General features: G+C 51.9%; 13 protein-coding genes and 4 pseudogenes. 8 read left to right on the top strand and 9 right to left on the bottom strand.

The window, feature by feature from the left end:
• The first annotated feature begins 290 nt into the window (after nt 1-290).
• Nucleotides 291-566 (top strand): hypothetical protein, encoded by a 276-nt coding sequence (locus GWG54_RS18780; protein WP_167939196.1) that lies wholly within the window; start codon nt 291-293, stop codon nt 564-566.
• Between the two features lie 62 nt (nt 567-628).
• A pseudogene (locus tag GWG54_RS21030) lies at nt 629-984 on the top strand (RNA-guided endonuclease TnpB family protein); the annotation flags it as partial.
• Nucleotides 985-1,613: 629 nt separating this feature from the next.
• On the opposite strand, the gene GWG54_RS18790 reads toward GWG54_RS21030, so the two are convergent.
• The 8 genes and pseudogenes from GWG54_RS18790 to GWG54_RS18825 form a co-directional block, all read right to left on the bottom strand.
• Nucleotides 1,614-2,057, bottom strand: a complete 444-nt coding sequence (locus tag GWG54_RS18790; protein WP_167939197.1) for a DUF1467 domain-containing protein — start codon at nt 2,055-2,057, stop codon at nt 1,614-1,616.
• Between the two features lie 575 nt (nt 2,058-2,632).
• Complete coding sequence (locus GWG54_RS18795; protein WP_167939198.1) at nt 2,633-3,439, bottom strand: hypothetical protein; 807 nt, start codon at nt 3,437-3,439, stop codon at nt 2,633-2,635.
• A 407-nt stretch (nt 3,440-3,846) separates the two neighbouring features.
• Nucleotides 3,847-5,061 (bottom strand): annotated as a pseudogene (locus tag GWG54_RS18800) (RNA-guided endonuclease InsQ/TnpB family protein).
• A gap of 354 nt (nt 5,062-5,415) precedes the next feature.
• A complete protein-coding gene (locus GWG54_RS18805) occupies nt 5,416-6,372 on the bottom strand; it encodes a transcription initiation factor IIB family protein (protein ID WP_167939199.1) in 957 nt (318 codons plus the stop codon).
• A gap of 193 nt (nt 6,373-6,565) precedes the next feature.
• Nucleotides 6,566-6,942 (bottom strand): annotated as a pseudogene (locus tag GWG54_RS21035) (hypothetical protein); the annotation flags it as partial.
• A gap of 67 nt (nt 6,943-7,009) precedes the next feature.
• The gene (locus GWG54_RS18815; protein WP_167939200.1) at nt 7,010-8,098 is read right to left on the bottom strand and encodes a hypothetical protein; all 1,089 of its coding nucleotides are present in this window, start codon (nt 8,096-8,098) and stop codon (nt 7,010-7,012) included.
• A gap of 799 nt (nt 8,099-8,897) precedes the next feature.
• Entirely contained in the window at nt 8,898-9,989 is a 1,092-nt protein-coding gene (locus tag GWG54_RS18820) for a geranylgeranyl reductase family protein (protein ID WP_167939201.1), read from the bottom strand.
• Nucleotides 9,990-10,263: 274 nt separating this feature from the next.
• On the bottom strand, nt 10,264-11,430 hold the full coding sequence (locus GWG54_RS18825) for a mechanosensitive ion channel family protein (RefSeq protein ID WP_167939202.1): 1,167 nt from the start codon (nt 11,428-11,430) through the stop codon (nt 10,264-10,266).
• A gap of 723 nt (nt 11,431-12,153) precedes the next feature.
• Here GWG54_RS18825 and GWG54_RS18830 point away from each other — a divergent pair.
• The 3 genes from GWG54_RS18830 to GWG54_RS21230 all read left to right on the top strand — a co-directional run bounded on the left by GWG54_RS18830 (nt 12,154) and on the right by GWG54_RS21230 (nt 14,953).
• Nucleotides 12,154-13,917, top strand: a complete 1,764-nt coding sequence (locus GWG54_RS18830) for a thermonuclease family protein (protein ID WP_167939203.1) — start codon at nt 12,154-12,156, stop codon at nt 13,915-13,917.
• A 388-nt stretch (nt 13,918-14,305) separates the two neighbouring features.
• Nucleotides 14,306-14,488 carry a hypothetical protein gene (locus GWG54_RS18835; protein WP_167939204.1) on the top strand — a complete coding sequence of 61 codons (183 nt, stop codon included), beginning with the start codon at nt 14,306-14,308 and terminating at the stop codon, nt 14,486-14,488.
• 333 nt (nt 14,489-14,821) lie between these two features.
• Complete coding sequence (locus GWG54_RS21230) at nt 14,822-14,953, top strand: hypothetical protein (protein ID WP_280842119.1); 132 nt, start codon at nt 14,822-14,824, stop codon at nt 14,951-14,953.
• An 897-nt stretch (nt 14,954-15,850) separates the two neighbouring features.
• Here GWG54_RS21230 and GWG54_RS18840 read toward each other — a convergent pair.
• Nucleotides 15,851-16,093, bottom strand: a complete 243-nt coding sequence (locus tag GWG54_RS18840; RefSeq protein WP_167939205.1) for a HalOD1 output domain-containing protein — start codon at nt 16,091-16,093, stop codon at nt 15,851-15,853.
• A gap of 419 nt (nt 16,094-16,512) precedes the next feature.
• Here GWG54_RS18840 and GWG54_RS18845 point away from each other — a divergent pair, with 419 nt between their 5' ends.
• The 3 genes and pseudogenes from GWG54_RS18845 to GWG54_RS18855 form a co-directional block, all read left to right on the top strand.
• Nucleotides 16,513-16,782, top strand: a complete 270-nt coding sequence (locus GWG54_RS18845) for a hypothetical protein (protein ID WP_167939206.1) — start codon at nt 16,513-16,515, stop codon at nt 16,780-16,782.
• A gap of 848 nt (nt 16,783-17,630) precedes the next feature.
• A complete protein-coding gene (locus tag GWG54_RS18850; RefSeq protein ID WP_167939207.1) occupies nt 17,631-17,843 on the top strand; it encodes a hypothetical protein in 213 nt (70 codons plus the stop codon).
• A gap of 375 nt (nt 17,844-18,218) precedes the next feature.
• Nucleotides 18,219-18,368, top strand: a pseudogene (locus GWG54_RS18855) (IS5/IS1182 family transposase); the annotation flags it as partial.
• Nucleotides 18,369-18,479: the final 111 nt, after the last annotated feature.

Raw genomic sequence — 18,479 nt, forward strand, 5'->3', positions numbered from 1 at the left:
ATATGTGGTGTTAGCAGCGATTCCGAACTCAAGTTCAGGAAACAGCAGTGACGACGCTGCGCGAGTCACCTGCGTTGCCTCAGTTGTCTCGACCATATCGAGACAACGAGGACAACGACAATCGTCGCTTGGTCACTTCAGCAACTACTGTTTAGGGGTGGGTTGGTGACAGCTAAGCGACCGATGTTCATGTCGAACACCGACCAGACATACGATCTCATCGTCTGGGGTGCTTATCGGGTCCGGAGTTGACCGGAACAAAGACAATGTAGGTACGTGTCGTGGCGGGTATGGCCAAAACCGTCAATGAATTCCGAAATGAAATCAGGGTAGCTGTAGGGCGATTTGAACGAGAGGAATCGGCAGTGTTCACGAAAGAGGACCTAGCCGCAATTTGTGATGCGGTGGGATATGAGATTGATACGAACGGACGCCTGCCCCCGAAAGCAAAAATGAGGGCAGGAATCTTGTGGAAGATCGATGTTTCAGAAGAGGAAAATCCGGAGGAGGCACCATCGTCGTTCCGGAAAGATGAGCTGGAAGCTATCGAGACAGCTGTTCAGTAGGCTTGGAGATCGTAGCAACAGGAGGATATAACCAAACATCGGTCCTTTTTCGTCTGTTCTACCTGCTCAAAGGCGAGAACGTGACGGTCTGCGAGTTCCGGCTCCAACAGCACCGCACGAACTGGATGCTACACGTCATTGTCGAGTACGGCGTGGACGAACCAGACACACCGGACGACCCGACTCGAATTGGGTTCGATATCGGTGAGTCCAAACTGCTGACAGGCTGTGCCTGTCAGAACGATACTCTGACCAACCGTACATCTACGACGGTGGTCGCGCTCGAGCACTCCACAAGGAGATGCACACGACACTCAAACGACTGCAAGAACACGACGTCGCTGAGTGGCATATAGACGAACGGTTTGACCATTTCCAGAACGCCTTGACGGATATCGTTGAGAGGGCATTTCGAGAAGTCCAACCGCCGAATTTGCGTTACAGGTTGAACAGGCGCAATGCCACGGCCTTGAGGCCGTGGATACGCGCCGTCACTAAGTGACACGAGCCACCGACGATAGCACATCTGTGTTTGAAGCCGTCAATATTATGTTGGTTCGAACGTACTACGTGGTGATGGTCTTCCCCACGTACGGCACGACGGTTTCACCGTCAACTGGTCTTCGACCAGCGACCGTGATGGGTAACAAAACCAGAATCAATCCACCACGTCCTCGTAATGGAGACGCGAATGGTGGTACCCAGTCGGCTGAATACCCGACCGTGGAGGGAAGCGGTATTCCCATCGAAACGTCCAGTACGCCTGGATGGGAAGGTCCCATTGACAGGACTGTTCCCGTTGTAATGCAGATCCTCGGTCACAATTGGATGGCTACCGTCGAAGGGTCACGCGAAAGCGTCCTTGAACCCCGAGGAAACACGGAACCTCAAACTCCACTTCGTGGATTCCCGCGTCTTTAGGCGCGGGTGGGTGTCAATGCTCTTGAGGTTTTCATTGAGAAAGAGGTGAGCACCATCCCAAAACGGAGTGAAACTCCAGTTTGGATAGTTAGTTCGTCGTGCGTATCTCATTGGTGATTGGAAACGTCAATCTCGATCATTGGTTAGAATCCGTTCTTCTGGCGATGGTTGTCCTGGATATACGCCGAAAGTAGCAAAGCTGTATAATACTGTTATTGCTACTGCACAGCAGACAACTGCTCCAGCAATTGACTCAAGTGTGAGCATGACAATTGTGTCAGGGAGTGCAGTACCAGCAGCTAGTTCACTTGTAGGAGTTGCTACCAATCCATATGGGATAAAAGTGATAACTGAGAGCAGCCACCATCGTTTTGTCGCAATGCGAAGCCGCGTTGTGGTGTAATTGCGGGCAGAATTTACTATGCCAAAGAGACCAACAGCCATCAGCAGAAAAGTTGATAGAAACCTGTATTGCGAATTCAATCCAGTATTACCGGCAATACCGACGGCAATGAGTGTAAGAGAACAAGCGACCCTCGCTGACCAAGGAATAGAAAACCGTTGTCTCATGGCTGTGATACGGTAGCTAGTGCTCGTATAAAGCTCTCCCGAACGTGACGCGAAGCAAGTGAGTTATCGGTCGTCCACGGTCGATAACAAAGGACGTATTACCGGTGTCTGCGAGACACATCTAAGAACGACTGGAGATGATTTCAAGTAATCAATTATTGGTGTTTATGAGACAATTCTGGAAGCGACACGTTACAAATCAGCCAGATCAATATCAAGCATATATCTCTCTCCCAGTCGAGCCTGGCTCGCTATCAGAGAGTGATATCTATAGAGGGATTGAAAAGCTGGAATACGTCTTTGAGGGGCGTCTCAACATTTATGCACGCACAGACAGGATTGCGGTAGTCAGCGACTGTATTTCCGCTGCTCAATTTGACAAAGACGAATTTGAGACTGCTCTCAAGCAGATAGAATCCTGTTACAATGATACCTACACAATTACACATCTGAAAAAGTGGAAACGTAAGAACGATAAGATCGTTAGATCATTCGTCGTTGTGCCGGTGAAACCTTTCTTTGCATCGAAGTCAACCAAAAATACACCACAGGGTTAACCGGCCACAGAGTAGCGCCTAATCGTCGTCCGTACTAGGACCGGGTTCAGTTCCAGAGTCGCGGTCAGCATCACGAGCTTGAGTCGAAGACTGGCTACCTGTGCCCGATTGGCCGCTGGAACTACCTTCGTCGGGCGCCATGTCCGCAGTGCGTCCCATCCATCGATCAATGTTTTCCGAGACATAGTCCTTACCGCCCCAGCCAAACGCAACACCGACGCCGATGGCAACGGCTGCAGCGAGTCCCCATGCAAGTGCTCGCGCAAACACGTAGAGGATAGCAACATCAATTCCCATTGTATCGAGGCCGATAACAATCGCTGTAAAGTAAAGAAACATCCGGGCACCGTTGGCAAACCAACTTGTGTACGCAGATTCAGTCGCAAGTTGCATTCGCTCAATGATGTCACCGATGAAATCTGCGACGATAAAACCAAGAACGATTACAAGTAGTCCGGCAATGAAGGCTGGCAAATACGCAACCGCTATCGAAATCCACTCCGAGAGCAACGTGATTGCGAGGGCATTTGCCGCTGCTAGGATCGCGAGCGCATAGACAAACCATTTTGCCAGTGAGCCAAACGCCCTGGAAACAGCCTGTTCAGTACCACCGAGCATACGACCCAGCGGCGTTTCAAGGACCATGCGATCAAGTTCGATACCATCAGCAAGTCGTTGAACGACTCGCGCAGCGAACCGACCGATTATCCAGCCGATGAAGAGGATTATCAGTGCACCGACTAGGCGCGGGAGGAACGTGACCAACTCGGCAATTGGGTCCTGAAGCCAGTTTGGAAGTTGTTGGGCGGGTTGTAGTTGTAACATCATGCGAGCAGTTAGGTAGTGCTACTTGGGTTTTGTAATTGTGCGGCTATCTAACCATCAGAAATATTATCTTCTTTGACCTCTGTTAGACTTCTGTGTGAAGGGTCTATTACCGTAACTGTCGTCTTTAGCAAGCTATTTTGACGAATACCTGAAATAGAATACAAATTGTCTATCACTATTTTCACACGGAGTAGATGTCGGCACACCCGTTAGCGGTAAATGATCATTAGAACTTGATATCAGTGGATGTTATAATTTCAGTTATAGTGTTATTTTTTCCTAAAGCGACTAAGCGAACAAGTTTGTAATATTTAAATCATCTATACTGATGTTTTGTTTATATCCTATATGAAAAATGAGATAAATAATTGCGCGTAAACTACTCCGCCCTACCGCACATGGGCTTACGCTACCGTCCATGGTGCAGGGGGGACGTACTCCCCACTCACGTCCAGCGTCTCGCGATTCAGCGCAACGTCTACAGGTGCGCCTCCGTCAGCTGCGTTTTTCCTCCGACGTAGATACCGAAAGCCGATGTTCTTCGCCGCGTTGTAATCCGTGTGGTTCTGATACCCGTATTTCAAGCACTCAAAGTGCTCGCCGTCACGGTTGTCCTCATGAGTACAGCCGCACGTCGAACAGCGTTGAAACGTGTGGTTCGGCGGGACTTGTACGGCTTCGACGTCGTGCTCTGCCGCCTTGTACTCGACGTATTGGAACAACCGCCTAAACACCCAGACGTGTTGCCACGTCGCCTGCGGGATGTTCTCGCGGATATGCGTCAGGTCCTCGAAGACGATGTGCGAACAACCGTGTTCGACGGCTTCCTCAATAAGTTCGTTCGCTACGCCATGAAGGTATATCTCGAAGCGTCCGTACTCCTTGGGACCGACGCCTTCGATGGCTTCATGGGCGGCTCGCGTCCCAGTCTGTTGAAGTGAGCCACGGTGCTTCTCGTACTCCTTCCGCCAGTGGTTGATCCCATCGGCGGACCAAAACGTACCGGTAGACGAAATAGCGATATTGTTCACCCCGAGGTCTACACCGAGGACTGTTCTGTGCCCGGTGTCGGGTTCGGGATCGTCGGCTTCGACCTTCTGCATGGACGCATGAAGAAACCACTCGCCGTCTCGACGTTGTAGGTTCGCTATGCGGAACTCATAGTCCTCGTCTTCGAGGTACGCCCGTGGGTGGCGTTCGGGGTCGTCGGGAAGGATGTAGTCGCACTCGACGCGCCCGTTGACAGTAGAAAGCGAAACGTAGTCGCGGTGGAACGTCGCGCTACGTTTGTCATAGACCGCGCTATCGGCGGAGAAGTGGGGTTGCGACGTTCGTTCACCGCGCTTCAGTCATGCGACATCGCTCTTGACGGCTTCGACCGCCCGGCGGACTCCTTTCTGAACGAGGTTCGCGGTGAGGTCGGTTTCGTCCCGCAGTTGGTCGTACAAGGCACGTTCGGCTTTGGCCTTCGAGGTAACGTGGTATCCGTCGTCGCCATGTCAACACCATTCGCTCGCGGTGTTCGCACAGTGTTTGAATTGCTCGACCGTCTCGCGGAGGGGCGTATCGGCGTCCTGAGGCACGTCGAGCTTGATTACGGCGGTACGACGGTGTTCCACGACGTTTCACATAACGTGGCGGTGTTACTTAAACGCTCAAGAGTAGGACTGCCGAAGAACGTGGTTCATTGTGGTACTGTCGGCTCCTCCCCACCTACTCCGTTCGCTTCGTTCACTCCGTTGAGGAAAAGGCCTCCGCCTCGTGATTTAGGTGAGACAGGTAGTGACAAGTCCAAGTCAGGGGACTGACCCTCACTGATACGAACGACGCGTTCGGGTGTTGTCAACTCCACGTGAGTCGAAAGACGAGTATGAGAGGAGAGGCGGGCACGGATACCACAACCTGCATTCAATCTTGTCATAGAAACAGGAAGGCCCACCCTCTATGTAGCGAGCGGAGTAAGGTGGGGTAGTTCACCGTACTCCTAGCATTTCGATTTGCTCCTGATATCGATTTCGAATAGTAACTTCAGTGACTTGAGCGATATTTGCGACCTCTTTTTGTGTTCGTTTCTCGTTGCAAAGTAAAGAAGCAGCGTAAATAGCGGCAGCAGCAAATCCAGATGGACCCCTCCCCGAAAGCAAGGGATCAGCAGTTTCGTCAATAATTTCCTTGGCCTTAGCTTCGACCTCTTGGGGCAAATCCAATTTTGAGGTGAAACGGGGCACATACTGTTTTGGATCGATAGGAAGCAGTTCAAGACCAAGCTCGTTCGAAATATACCGATAAGTACGACTTACTTCTATTCGCTCAATACGCGAAACCTCTGTGACCTCCTCTAGTGAGCGTGGGATTCCTTCTTGCCGACACCCAGCATACAACGCAGCTGTGGCGACACCCTCAATTGATCGACCACGAATGAGATCTTCCTGCAGTGCTCGTCGGTAAATCACGCTTGTTACCTCACGGACTGCTCGCGGAACACCAAGTGCACTCGCCATGCGATCAATCTCGCTGAGTGCGAACTGGAGATTCCGCTCACCGGCGTCTTTTGTACGGATACGAGTTTGCCATTTCCGAAGTCGATTCATCTGCGAACGCTTTTTTGAGGAGATTGATCGTCCATAGGCATCTTTATTTTTCCAGTCAATCTGAGTGGTGAGCCCCTTATCGTGCATTGTTTGGGTCGTTGGAGCACCCACACGGGATTTCTTCTGACGTTCGTTGTGATTGAAGGCACGCCACTCTGGTCCCGAATCAATCATTTCATCTTCGACAACAAGACCACAGTCCTCACAGATCCGTTCTCCTGTGTTAGATTTTTGGATGATATTGCCTGATTCACACTCGGAGCATGTGGGAAGAGCTGCATCGGCTTCGGCTTCCTCTATTTCATTTTCATCCTCACGGAATCGAACAGACCAGACCATTGTTAGTTGATAGTTGGACTACAGAAACATAAAGTTTGGATAGATAGAGACTAAATAAAGCGGCGAGCTTTGCAAGAACGTCCATGGTAAATCACCTCGGGGTCAAGTGGTTCGAAAGGTCGAAGACCTTTCGTCATCACGGAAGATCTTCGATTTTCCGTACGACCCCCAGGCTTTCGCGTGGACTCCCGTTCTATGCCTGAATAGAGGCAGGGGGTACGTACTCCCCGTTCACGTTCAGCGTCCCGCGATTCAAGCGCACATCTACGGGTGCGCCTCCATCGTCTGCGTTTTGCCGATGACGGAGATACTGCAAACCGATGTTCTTTGCAGCGTTGTAGTCCGCGTGGTTCTCGTACCTGCACTGTTGAACTCGTCTGCCGACCAGAACCGCCCTGTCGAAGCAACGGCAAGGTTGTTGACGCCCAAATCCACACCAAGGACTGTTCTGTGCTTAGACTCGGATTCAGACGGTTCCTCGTCTGTCTCGACTTTCCGCATTGAGGCGTGGAGATACCAGTCACCGTCGCGGTACTGCAAGTGTGCCATCCAAAATTCGAAGTCCTCGTCATCCGCATCCCCTCCCTGCTCGCGCCTTCGGCACTCGCTGGGGAGGGAGTTCACTGTCTCAATCCAGCTAACTACCGAACCATGCGCTGAAGACGTCGATTAGAAGGCTCATTCCAATATCGCCACGCTCCCAATCGATGAGCGCATCCCAAAGTCCATCGATCTCAACAGCACCGGTTTCGGTACTGCGATAATCGTCAATCAACGGATTCTCACTCTCGGATTCGTTGCCCTCGGAATTCTCCTTTTTCTTCTCGGTACAAACCGCTTCTGCAGCCGACGTTGGACATCCCTGGGGGACAAAGTTCTGCGGACTATTACCGTTACCTCCTTCAAAATTAACCGTTCCGTCGGCGATTGTTCGCCACCCGCCATGGAACTCGTCGTTCCACTCTGTATCGAAGACATCAATTTGACTTCCCTTATCATTTGCACCAGCGACGAACGAGTAGTGGTTCCCGTTCATATCGAAGTGGCTGTCTCGCACTTTTACAGGGCCCGGCGACCACGCCCAGATGCCCCGTCCGTGGCGTTTCTCTCGACTGTCGGTAACGGACGCGACGCAGTTTTCAATGGTCCCTTCAGCGAGTCGATACTGTGAGATCCAGTTGTTCGCTGCGTAACAGTCTCGTATAGCAACGGTGCCACCGCTTCCCCAGTCAGTACCTGGCGCCGAACAGTAAAATCCGTTGTCGCTCATCTCCTGAACATTAACGCGTTCGATCTCGAGATGGCCTTCATGATCCGGGTCAACCCAGATTCCGGTTGCGCCGTCTTCCTTACGGAGGCACCCGTCACCGAGCCACACGTTCTTGATACGTGACGTTCCGCCGCCGGTATCGGCCGCTCCGATGATCGTGCGGTTACCCATGTCAACTGCACCAGCAACCGCGATGTTGCGGATTGTCCAGTCGGTCCCATTCGCGACGATCGTCACACCTGCTCCGGAGGCCGTCACGTCGTACGTAACGTTCTCGAGGGTTTCGGCATCGCCGACCTCAACGACTTTTCGCTCGTTCTTGGGGACAGTAACGGTCTTATGGTCGGAAGCTACTGCCGTTCCGATGAAGGGTGTTCCCAAAACTGCAGCACCGGTCATTTTGAGATACGATCTCCGATGAAATGATCCATCTTCATCGCTTTTTGAAGTTCCCATATTACTGCTATTGGATATATTAAATATAATTAATTTTGGAGCGTTCTCAGAAGTTGTGAATTAGTACTATTATTTATAGGGATTTTTATAAAGAAGTGCAGACGCAAAACCCACGACTTCAGTCGTGGGAGACGCGCCGTCAGATTGAATCTACTCACCACAGTACTACTAATTGTGCGTGGAAAACTGGCAGTTGACTCGGTGTTTGCCACGGCGAGAGCTGAAATCAAACAAGTAAGCCGACCACGCCAGCCGACAGTAAATGCCTCAGATAACTCGCCACCCCATGAAGGAACGAGTATCGGTAGCGTGGCGCTGCCAGTGCTTGTCGGCACACGAAGCTCAGATTCCCAACCATCCGAATTGACGGGAGTAACATAGGAACCTCGGGAAGCACACGACTGTAGTCGTGGGAGCACGTCACCCTACCATTCGGGGAGAGCAGTGTTTTGAGTAGTTTGCTGACTGTATCGACAAACGTATTCTCGACGGCGTCGGGAACGCTCCTGGTGCGGCGTTCCTTAGTCTGATGGAAGGATAGTTGAAGTGCCACCTATTACCGTCGACCCTCTAGAAAACTACGTCCTCCAAAAGCGAATGGTGGTGGGAATGGTAGGTGGGATGCTGGTGCAACATCTTACCAGTGAAGGAGGGGGAACCCCTTCAGTTGGTAAGCAACTGGAGATTGCACCTATGCCCTTGCGGGCACTCGAGACAAGGGGCCGTGGGGATATTGAACACATAGATTGTAGCAGCAAATTAGCGAGTGTTAAGGCGAATTAGCGAGTGTTAAGGCAAATTAAAGTCGCAACCGCGAGAGTATCGTCCTCAGGTGGTCTGGCGAAACCAACGATGTAGGCCGATCCATGTGGACCGCGATTTCGCCTGAGAGCGTGCCCAGACCCAGGCGCTGGACCGGTTCGGGCAGGGAGTAAGCTCGTCGGAGCCAGTGGCCTAAGCGCTGGTCGTGCTCCAAGTCCTCGCGCCAGGCGCGTTCGTAGGCCGCGACGGTGGTCGGCCGATCGGGGTCGATCTCGCGGGCCGCGTGGTCCGCGGCCGTCGTCCCGTAGAGGATCCCGCCGCCGGTGAACGGTTTGGTCTGGGCTGCAGCGTCGCCGATCAGGAAGGTCCGGCGGCTCGTCACCCGATCCGCGGGGCCGATCGGGATCACGCCCGAACACCGGCGGGCGACATCGATCTCGTAGCCGTCGATCAGCTCCGCGAAGTGTTTGGTCACCTCGACGCCCGGCGGAGCCGCGAGGCCGTACTCGACGCCGGCCTCGCCGCGGGGGATCCGCCAGGCGAAGAAGGTCGGCGGCGTGAGGTGGACGTCGACGAAGTCCTGGCAATCATCTTCTTCGGAGAACGCCAGTACCCCGTGGAGTAGCTCGTCGGGCTCGGGAAGTCCAACCTCGTTTCGGACCCTCGAGCGTGGGCCATCACAGCCCGCTATCATCTTTGCCTCGTAGGTGACTGGACCGTCGGGGCCGCTCGCAATGACCTCGACACGGTCGTGCTGTTCAGTGACGCTCATGACAGAGTGGCGCTCCCGAACGTCGGCGCCGGCCTCGCGAGCGAGGTTGGCAAGGTGACGATCCAGCCCGACGCGGTCGATGACGTTCGAGGCAACCTCGCGCTTATAGAAGGGGTAAGCGTCGCTGCGAGGGCCGCCGACGTGGAAGCGCGCACCGTAGATCTCGTTCTGGAACAGTTCCTCACGTGCATCCTTACCTGTTATATTCCAGATGTCCGTACTAACGTGACCCGAGCAGGCCAGCGGCGTGCCGATCGTCCCTTGCTCTAAGGCGAGGACATCGTGGCCGTACTCGGAGGCTCGCCGGGCGAATCGTGACCCGGCGGGACCAACGCCGACAACAATGAAATCATACATACCACACTTGTCTCATCCAGACAACAAGAATGTAACTCCGAAAGGATAGAGTATCGAAAGGGGTTGATGATAGACGAGACACGTCGAAAGCGGATGTCTTCAACGACCTACTCCGCGAATACGAGCCCAGATACCGCCAATTTTCAAAGGAGAAATGTAACGAATGCTTGTCTGTGCGACCATAAGAGCAGACGAACCCCTGAAAGAACAAGGGAACTGCAAACTGCAATATCCAAACGCTCGGAATTTCGCGTCCTCAATAGCGTAGAGTGTATTAATCGTTGTTATTAGCAATTGTGTGTTTGCTTTTCGTCGGCTTTTCCTCTGTAACCGATCGAAGATGAGGATAAGGGATATTGATTCCAGCATCCTCGAGTGCCGTCTTCACGGCTTCAAGCGCCTCATCCTCTGCCTTCCACATCTTCTCCGTATTAGGCTTGTTAACCCAGAACCGAATTCGGAGCACGACAGACGAATCATCTAACTCTTCAATACGAACCGATGGGAACGGTGTTTCCTCGACGATTTCGAGGGATTCAACCGCCTCTTGCGCGACCTCGCGAGCAGTTTCAATATCGGCTTCGTAATCGATACCCACATCAACAGAAAATCGGAGACGGTTCTCCCTACTGCGATTGTGGATCGTCTGACTTCCAATAACTTCGTTCGGAATAATAACGTGCTCACCATTTGGACCGCGAATCCGGGTATGGACGATCGTAATCTCGGTAACGATCCCTCGGTCGTCTCCAACAACAATCCAGTCGCCAATTTCGAAGGGGCGAGAGAACATCAGAATAAGTCCCGCAATAACCGAACCAAGTGTTTCCTGTGCAGCGAATCCAAGAATTACCCCGATAACACCAGCACCAACGAGTAGTCCAGAAACATCGAAATTCCACAGTGTGAGGATAAATAATACTGCTGTGATGAGAACAGTGATTTGTAGAACACGTTTGATGATTTCCCGATCATGACGGTCGATACTTGAAGTGTTCGAAGAGACAGAATCCATCCATGACGAAATCGCCAATCCACTGACGTACGCAATAATTAGGACAGCGCCGCTTCCAAGTATCCGTGAGAGTGTCGGCCACATTGTAGTGAGTATTCCAACTGTATACCAGACCGGCGACTCATAGCTCCACAAATGGAGTAGACCAATGGCTCCACCGACTACCACGGTTAACTGCCCAAGTCGAACGAACGCGTGGATGAAGTGGGTGAGCGGGAGATAGTTATCGAGTGTTTCACTCCAGTCACGTTCCGTTCTTTTCTCGAGTAATGTGCCCAAAAACCGCAGTCCCCATGGGAGTAACAGTAGGACCAGCGAGATCCCAATAAGGAGCGTAGCCGTTAGGACAAAGGGGTGTTCCTCTATTACAAGGAGTAGTGAGTATAAGACTGTCTCTTCAAATATTGTATGACCGCTGTATTTCATTGTCTCCGATAGTGTTCACAGCCCAAAACATCTACTGAAAATCAGTGACTTGTTTAGGATCAGTTCCACAAGTGAAAGGAAAAAATTCTGTGGATAGCGTAGAAAGATTTTCTATGAAATTCCGTTGAATCCGCACAGATGATCAGCTGAATGATTAACTGAAGTAACGCTTATCAGCGGCCTAATTTTGAGATTCTTATATAGGAGTTCAGAAAGAACTGGTGTCAGTCATTCGGACGTCTGACTAAGATTCAAATAGTGTTATATTGTCATTCCTCACTGATGGAACAGACTCTGCTCCCATGACGGTGAAACGATACGCACGAAATAGATTGAATAATATCGGCTCTTCTTTACTCTTAGCTGGAATTGTCGCTACTACCACATGGGCTGGACTATTTCTATTCTTTGGGATAGTATTCACTTTCCTTATCTAATTTCTTTACGTGAGTTAAGAAATCCCAATACAAGTGTCTAACAGCTGAGGTGAATCTGTTTGGGTAGAACTCACAGAGATACAATGAGGAAACCCATGACTTTAGCCGTGGGAAGAATCCGACAAGGCTCGAACCAGTCCACAAGCGATAGTAGTCCGATTCCCCCACGTCAATCTGTATTATTATGATCAAACACTTAGCAGGAAATTCGCTTGATGAGCGTTCATAGGACTATTTATTGACTAACAGGAAAGTTATTATGTATTGATACCTTGAGTTTATTCGAATGCGCAGACGGAGTTTCCTGCAATCGATTGCGGCGACACTCGGTATCGGGGCGACATCAAGTCAGATCTACGCGGCGGCCTCAGAACTCAATTGTGGCGTCTGGTATGATGCTGAGATCACAAAAGTCACCGACGGCGACACGGTCGACATTCTGGTTGATGAGAACGATACAGAATACAACGTCCGGGTTCTGGGTCACGACACGCCTGAAAAGTCGGGTAACACATACTACGAGAAGATCGAGGAGTGGGAGTTCATAGACGACGGAGAACACCTTGAGGAGTGGGGGAACAAGGCGACGGACTTCGCCGAAAAGGAGCTCCCTGTCGGGACGCAGTGTCAGGTCAGATTGGATTGTGAGTCCGAAGAAATCGACCAGTATGGACGTCTTCTCGCGAAGATCCGATACGATCGCGAGGGTAACGGCACCTACGACACCGTTTATAATAAGTTCGCAATTGAGGAGGGGTACGCCCGCGTCTACGCAGGAAGCATGAGCAATACGGACGAGTATCTCGCCGCACAGCGATTTGCCCGCGAAAACAGCCGGGGACTGTGGGCCGGTGTGAAAGACGAGCTCCCAGAGTGGCGTAACCGCGATGTCTCGACATCGATGCACCCGCACACCTCGAGTATCGTCACGACGGACGGCAAAGTCCCGCCCTCACGCGTGCCGATATGGGCAGAGCCCGAAGCTGTGCAGGAGAACACGTCGAGTTACACCGTTGAGTACGACGACGGAAACCTTCCCCTCGTCGCTGTCGATCGCCCGAAGCACGTCGCCTACTTCGGCGGCGTCACAATCAACGAAGTATGGGAAGAGGAGACCACTGATCTCGATCACTTCACGTTCGTCACGAACCTGATCGACGAACTCCATGACGACGCGAACCCATCAGGGCCGGTCCTCATCGATGGTGGGCACAAGACGTTCAATCAAGACAACGCAGTCTCTGCAGAGGACACCGCGTTCTATCAGCGGTACCTCGAAGGTGTTGGCATTGAGCTCCATAGCATCAACAACTACAGCAACGACACTGGGTATGCTCTATCCGAAGCAAGGGCACTTGTCGCCTCGTCGTGTCCGGAGGAGTGGACGGCTGACGAAATCGATGCTGTGCAGCAGTTCACCGAGAATGGCGGTGTCGTCCTTCTCATGGGGAGCGGGAGCGAAACCACTGCCGAGCGTGCAAATCTTGACGACCTCGCAGCCGGGATCGGGACCGACCTTCGGCTCAATATCGACGATGTACGCGACGACACGAACAACGTTGCCGACGACCGGAAACTGCTGGTCACTGAAAACCTGAATCGGGAAGAATTTGACCTCTGGACCGCCTATAACGGCGATTCGACAGTGGTGGCAGATATCTTGGATGCAAGTCCGAGCGACGCCAACATAGCATCGACGCACACCTGGACCCTCGACGACGCATCTGATGACTTCGACGGAGAGGTCGACGCGATCGACGTCGCGTATCCACCGGGAACGAGCCTCGACGGACTCACGAACGAAAACATCACGGTTTATTTAGACCGCGATGGGGATGGTACGACCGATGTGATCCGCGTCAATTCGGACGAATACAGCGGGTCATCAGCGACCTTCGTCCTCGATGGGCGGTACAACACTGATGTTGCCGGTGAAGTGACGCTAGTCATCGATGGCATCGAAAACCCCGATGCTGGCGAGCACGTCGCGACAGAAACGCTCACCGGCGACGATACCTATTCGGTCGACGCTGAGTACGTAGTCAAGTAAACGAATCCCACAGTAGGTTTCTTCGGCTTCGACCGGGTTATCTAATGGGTCCAGTATCCGCTCACTTCCGGATCGGAGGAGTTCAACGGCTGACCGTGGACTAATCGGCAGTGTAGTTATCGACGACGAAGCGTATCTGCCAAGGACTTCCACGATAGCTATGCCAGAGTTCTAAGCAAGAGAACGACGATCCGAAAACGAGTGCGAGAAACACGTTTTCAGTTCGCTATCTCACAAGGAGTACAACAGTACCCGCGCTCATTCCGAACACAACGGCAACCAAACCAAATTGGTGTAGGCCCCACCTTCTTTACCTAGTCCTAACTACTAATCGAGAGACAACAAGCCGGCGTTGGCAGCGCCGGTTTCTCGCAGATACTTCTCAACCATGTCCGCAACAGACTCCACCAGCGCCTGGTACGAGTGCGACCACTGTAGCGACTACCACCCAAGCCATATGTTCTACGACACGGCGATGTGCTCGTTCAAGTGCCGTCGGAAAGCGGACGCCGAGTCGGTCCTCAACGAGCTCGAGCACGAACACACCGTGTGCGGGACTTCTGCAGCCTGAAGGTTATCGAGAAGCCGCCACAGCGGGCTCCGGACGTCGTAGTCGGCTACCAGTACCGTACAGAGCATGCCGCCCGCGGTGAAAAGAGTCTCTCGAAGGACTCAAACACAGAACCAGAGACACCATCGCTAGCCCAACAGATCTACGCCTACAAGGTCCAGGACGAAGACGGCGACGAGATTCGCGAGTACTACCCTGGCCGGAGGTTCGACTACGCGAACGAACCCGAGAGCGTCTCGGCGAACGACTCCGTCTGGGAGGGACGATCTGCGCCGAGTGCGGGAACACGGAGCACTACTCTGACGACGCGATCTGCGCTCGAGCTCCTCGCGAATGCTGGCCGGCTACCATCTTATCGAGCGAGTTCGCGAGCTCAACAAGGAGATCGACGAGGCCGAATCCTGGGACGCGTATGCCGAGGCCGACTGTTCGATCCGCGAGGCCCTCGAGGCAGCGATAGTCTAGCTCAGACTCCTGCTAGTGAAATCTCAAGCTGGCCTGTATCTCGAAGCGTTGTCGATGATACTCATCTTAGGACTACTCACGAGGGGTTTGACACCGAGCAATATTCACCCGTGGAGATTCCCTTTCTCGGAATCAGGATCTGTCTCCGGCAGTGAAAAGGGGTTAAACTCGGTACATCCACAGGACTTGCACCCGCTAGGTGATCCGATAGGCTGGACACCTCCATCTGAGAGTGTCTTTGCCGCATACTTCCTTCCACATTGGACACAGATAGCGATCCCTCTCTGTCCTTTAGGAGAATCTGTCATATCGTATAATTTGATTCCATACCAAAAAGAGATGTGTGAGTTCGATCAAAGTACACAGCGGATCATCTTTATCGTAACATTGTCATTGATTAACTCGTTTCTGGGGTCTATAGCTATTCTATCATATTTGATATCCAAATTCATGGTTAGCAACTTTCTGCATTTCACACCTGAAACACTCCGCTTTTGATAAGTCCCTTGGTAGTAGATTCCTCAGTTGGTAGCTCTGGGGTTCGATTCCCCGGCTTGTCTTTATGACTAATGTCCCACATCGCGAACGGATCGAGATCGGCTTCAGTGCCGTTATCTTGCTTGCCACCTTCTATGTGGCCCCTGCGCTGGGAATGGACCTTCCGACAGAGGCGACTAGTGTGGCAATTCTGGCAGCGATGACGCTGTTTGGCGATGGTGCCGGTGACATCCTACGTGAGTTTACGGCCACGACCGAGATAGAGTCTGATATGGATTAGCACAAGAATCCATAGATTCGACTCACGTCCTATCTGGTAGCTGGTAGAAAGGCGCTGCTGAATACAAAGCGCAAATGTGGCACGAGCAGAGGGCCGATTAGGTGACTGTCGAAACCTCGTTATCGTTCTTGGAGATGGATTTCGTCCGGTTTCACGAGTACTTCGAACCCTTCGTACTCGAAGCGGACAGTTATATTGTTCCCGCTCTCAACGAGAGCGTCAAGCGCATCTGCATCTACTGTATGGTATAAGGGAGGGAGTTCCTCGGGAGGGATATCCAGAACCGCTGCCACGGCTTCTACTACTTCTACCGTAGTGGATCCGTCTTTTTCAGTTCCACGAATCGGGAACTTCGGATTCATAATTAAAGTACGTTCTCCGTAGTAATAACTCAGAGCCTGACTCCTGTTCTATGGGAAGCATCCGCATGGAAGGCTATTTTAGTTCTCAATGTTAGCAGTATTAAGATGCTTATTTGACATCAATCTGGCGGCGTTTGAAATAGCTTTGATAAGTTAACAAACCAGTTGTACTCGGATAAACACTGATGTCACTACTGAAACTCACATCTTGTATCGTACACGGCTCTAGAATCTATTTCTCTGACAAAACGTCTGCGATCAGTAGGCAGGCCGGCTGAGCAGATGATTCAGCACTACTGTCTCGGAAGAAACGATATTGGTTTACTGCATTCATGCTCTGTATCGGTCACGGCGAATTCAACACATCTATGAATCGGAGTTAAACGACTCAAGCGAACGGGTGTGAGAGTCCCAGACACATGAGCACACACGATGAACGCTGCAACGATCCGACGATTTTCGAGGACTGGTCTCGCCCAGCCGATCGGCTCTGGGCTGAACTTCACTGTCTTGCGAGAACCATAATACCCTCGAAAGCAACAGGCACCCGCGGGGCCGTCACGATATTTTTGTTTTTCGTCTGGACGATCATGATTCTCGGCGTCGAGGTCGATCATGCGATTATCACGCTGCAGTATGGTGCTGGCCAGTACATCCAGCATCTCCTAACTGCACTCGCTTTTTGGTGATTGATCGGATGTGGGGTATCGAAGTCGAGACGCTTGTCTCAGGGCTGGTTCCCGATGCGAATAACGAGCATAATCGGGACAATGACTGATGGCCCCGTTGCATTGATCGCGTTGAATTCCTATCGCCGGTCACTGTCTCGAGGACGTCGTACACGACGTTAATCACGAATTCGACCCGCCCGAAAACTTCAATCCCGTTCTCGAGATTATTCGTACCGACTGCTCGACAATCAGAATTTCCTGAGACTACCGAGTCCTCTTTATGAATCAAGAAGCTCAAAATCGATGCCGTCACAGCGTGGGCATGAATCCCAACGCTTCGGGTTGGGATCAGTTTCACTTCTCGCCTGCAGAACGAATCCGCAATCTTGGCATTCACTAAACTGATTCAATGAAATCCACTCTCTCAACTATTATGTTATTGTTTTTCCCCCGGTAATTTGGCTCATAGAGGGATGTGAGGTAACAAGATACATGGCTAATAGCGAAAATAGGTTGGCAAGACACTCAGCGTTCCCTTCGCAACATAGCTCTATGGATACCCATAAGGGGTGAAGCTTAGAATTCGTAGTGAGCAATCTCCCTTGATTCGCAGTTGGAACACTTGTCAACGTCTGTTGCGAATTTTTGCCCACAGTTACGGCATTCGTACAGTGTTGTTTTGTTGGCTCCCCTCTTCCAGCGGGCTTTCTTCCGAAATAGTTTAAGCGAACCCATGATTACCCCTCAATTGTGAATATTAGGGGGCAATGGAAATCAGTATTTTCCACTATTGTGCCGAATATAGAATTATATGGTCAATCTCCTCAGAGCAACACTTGTCTTACCTGCACTGAGAATTAACAGAGGTGTCAATTATTGGGGTGCTTTCGAAACTCAAAGGCTCGATCGAGATCGATCATTCCGGCGCCAAGTCGGCGATCGAGGACGTCCAGGGCCAGGCCGAGGACATGGGCGCGTCGTTCGAGTCGACCGGTCAGCGGATGCAATCCGCCGGCAAGACGATGACCGCCGGCGTCACGGGACCGCTCGCTGCGATGGGCGGTACCACGGCGAAGTAGCGAGGTTTGACAGTGAGGACAGTCAACCGTCGGAAAGTCATTGAAATTCAGCTCTATAAGCCCCTGCTGTTCACAAGTTGTACCGACTCATATCGTGGTCATTTGGAGGGATACTCTCCCGTTTGATTATTCCCTGCTGAGTACCAAGAAAATGATTGAGACAACTGCATTTTGGAGTCAGGAGGATAAAATTATTAGTAATAGGAGGATAGAATACCAGATGGCCAGTGGTAGTAATAAGTTCCTCTGTAGAACTTATCGACGAGCAAAACGCCGCCGGCCACCGCTGGTCCACACCTGTCACCCATCAGATGGTGGGTTGGCCTGTACCACCGCCCACTATCTTCTGTGGATATAGTAGATTAGGTCCATCCCTCTCAGCGCTGGATGGCCGAAACTTCCTACTCGACAACGAAGCGCTCGCACGGCGTTGCCGAGCGAGCGCTGGGCTGGTATCGACAGTTCCGTGAGATCGTCCTGATGTTCGCCATTTCCAACATAGAACCGCTCTGTGAACCGCTCTAGCTGTGACTCAGAAGCTATTCACCTATGGAAACGCTGCTACCCGACCAAACCACCGCTGACGATAAAATGATTGGGGCGTACTGATGTCTGCCGCCCCGCACAGCCGGCAGG

The sequence above is a fragment of the Natronococcus sp. JC468 genome (assembly GCF_012163165.1).
GTDB lineage: Archaea > Halobacteriota > Halobacteria > Halobacteriales > Natrialbaceae > Natronococcus > Natronococcus jeotgali.

Coding starts and splice junctions, on each gene's coding strand:
- GWG54_RS18830 (WP_167939203.1), top strand. CDS start 12,154: ATGCGCAGACGGAGTTTCCTGCAATCGATTGCGGCGACACTCGGTATC.
- GWG54_RS18820 (WP_167939201.1), bottom strand. CDS start 9,989: ATGTATGATTTCATTGTTGTCGGCGTTGGTCCCGCCGGGTCACGATTC.
- GWG54_RS18795 (WP_167939198.1), bottom strand. CDS start 3,439: ATGTTACAACTACAACCCGCCCAACAACTTCCAAACTGGCTTCAGGAC.
- GWG54_RS18780 (WP_167939196.1), top strand. CDS start 291: ATGGCCAAAACCGTCAATGAATTCCGAAATGAAATCAGGGTAGCTGTA.
- GWG54_RS18790 (WP_167939197.1), bottom strand. CDS start 2,057: ATGAGACAACGGTTTTCTATTCCTTGGTCAGCGAGGGTCGCTTGTTCT.
- GWG54_RS18815 (WP_167939200.1), bottom strand. CDS start 8,098: ATGGGAACTTCAAAAAGCGATGAAGATGGATCATTTCATCGGAGATCG.
- GWG54_RS18840 (WP_167939205.1), bottom strand. CDS start 16,093: ATGAATCCGAAGTTCCCGATTCGTGGAACTGAAAAAGACGGATCCACT.
- GWG54_RS18825 (WP_167939202.1), bottom strand. CDS start 11,430: ATGAAATACAGCGGTCATACAATATTTGAAGAGACAGTCTTATACTCA.
- GWG54_RS18845 (WP_167939206.1), top strand. CDS start 16,513: ATGAGCACACACGATGAACGCTGCAACGATCCGACGATTTTCGAGGAC.
- GWG54_RS18805 (WP_167939199.1), bottom strand. CDS start 6,372: ATGGTCTGGTCTGTTCGATTCCGTGAGGATGAAAATGAAATAGAGGAA.
- GWG54_RS21230 (WP_280842119.1), top strand. CDS start 14,822: ATGCTGGCCGGCTACCATCTTATCGAGCGAGTTCGCGAGCTCAACAAG.
- GWG54_RS18835 (WP_167939204.1), top strand. CDS start 14,306: ATGTCCGCAACAGACTCCACCAGCGCCTGGTACGAGTGCGACCACTGT.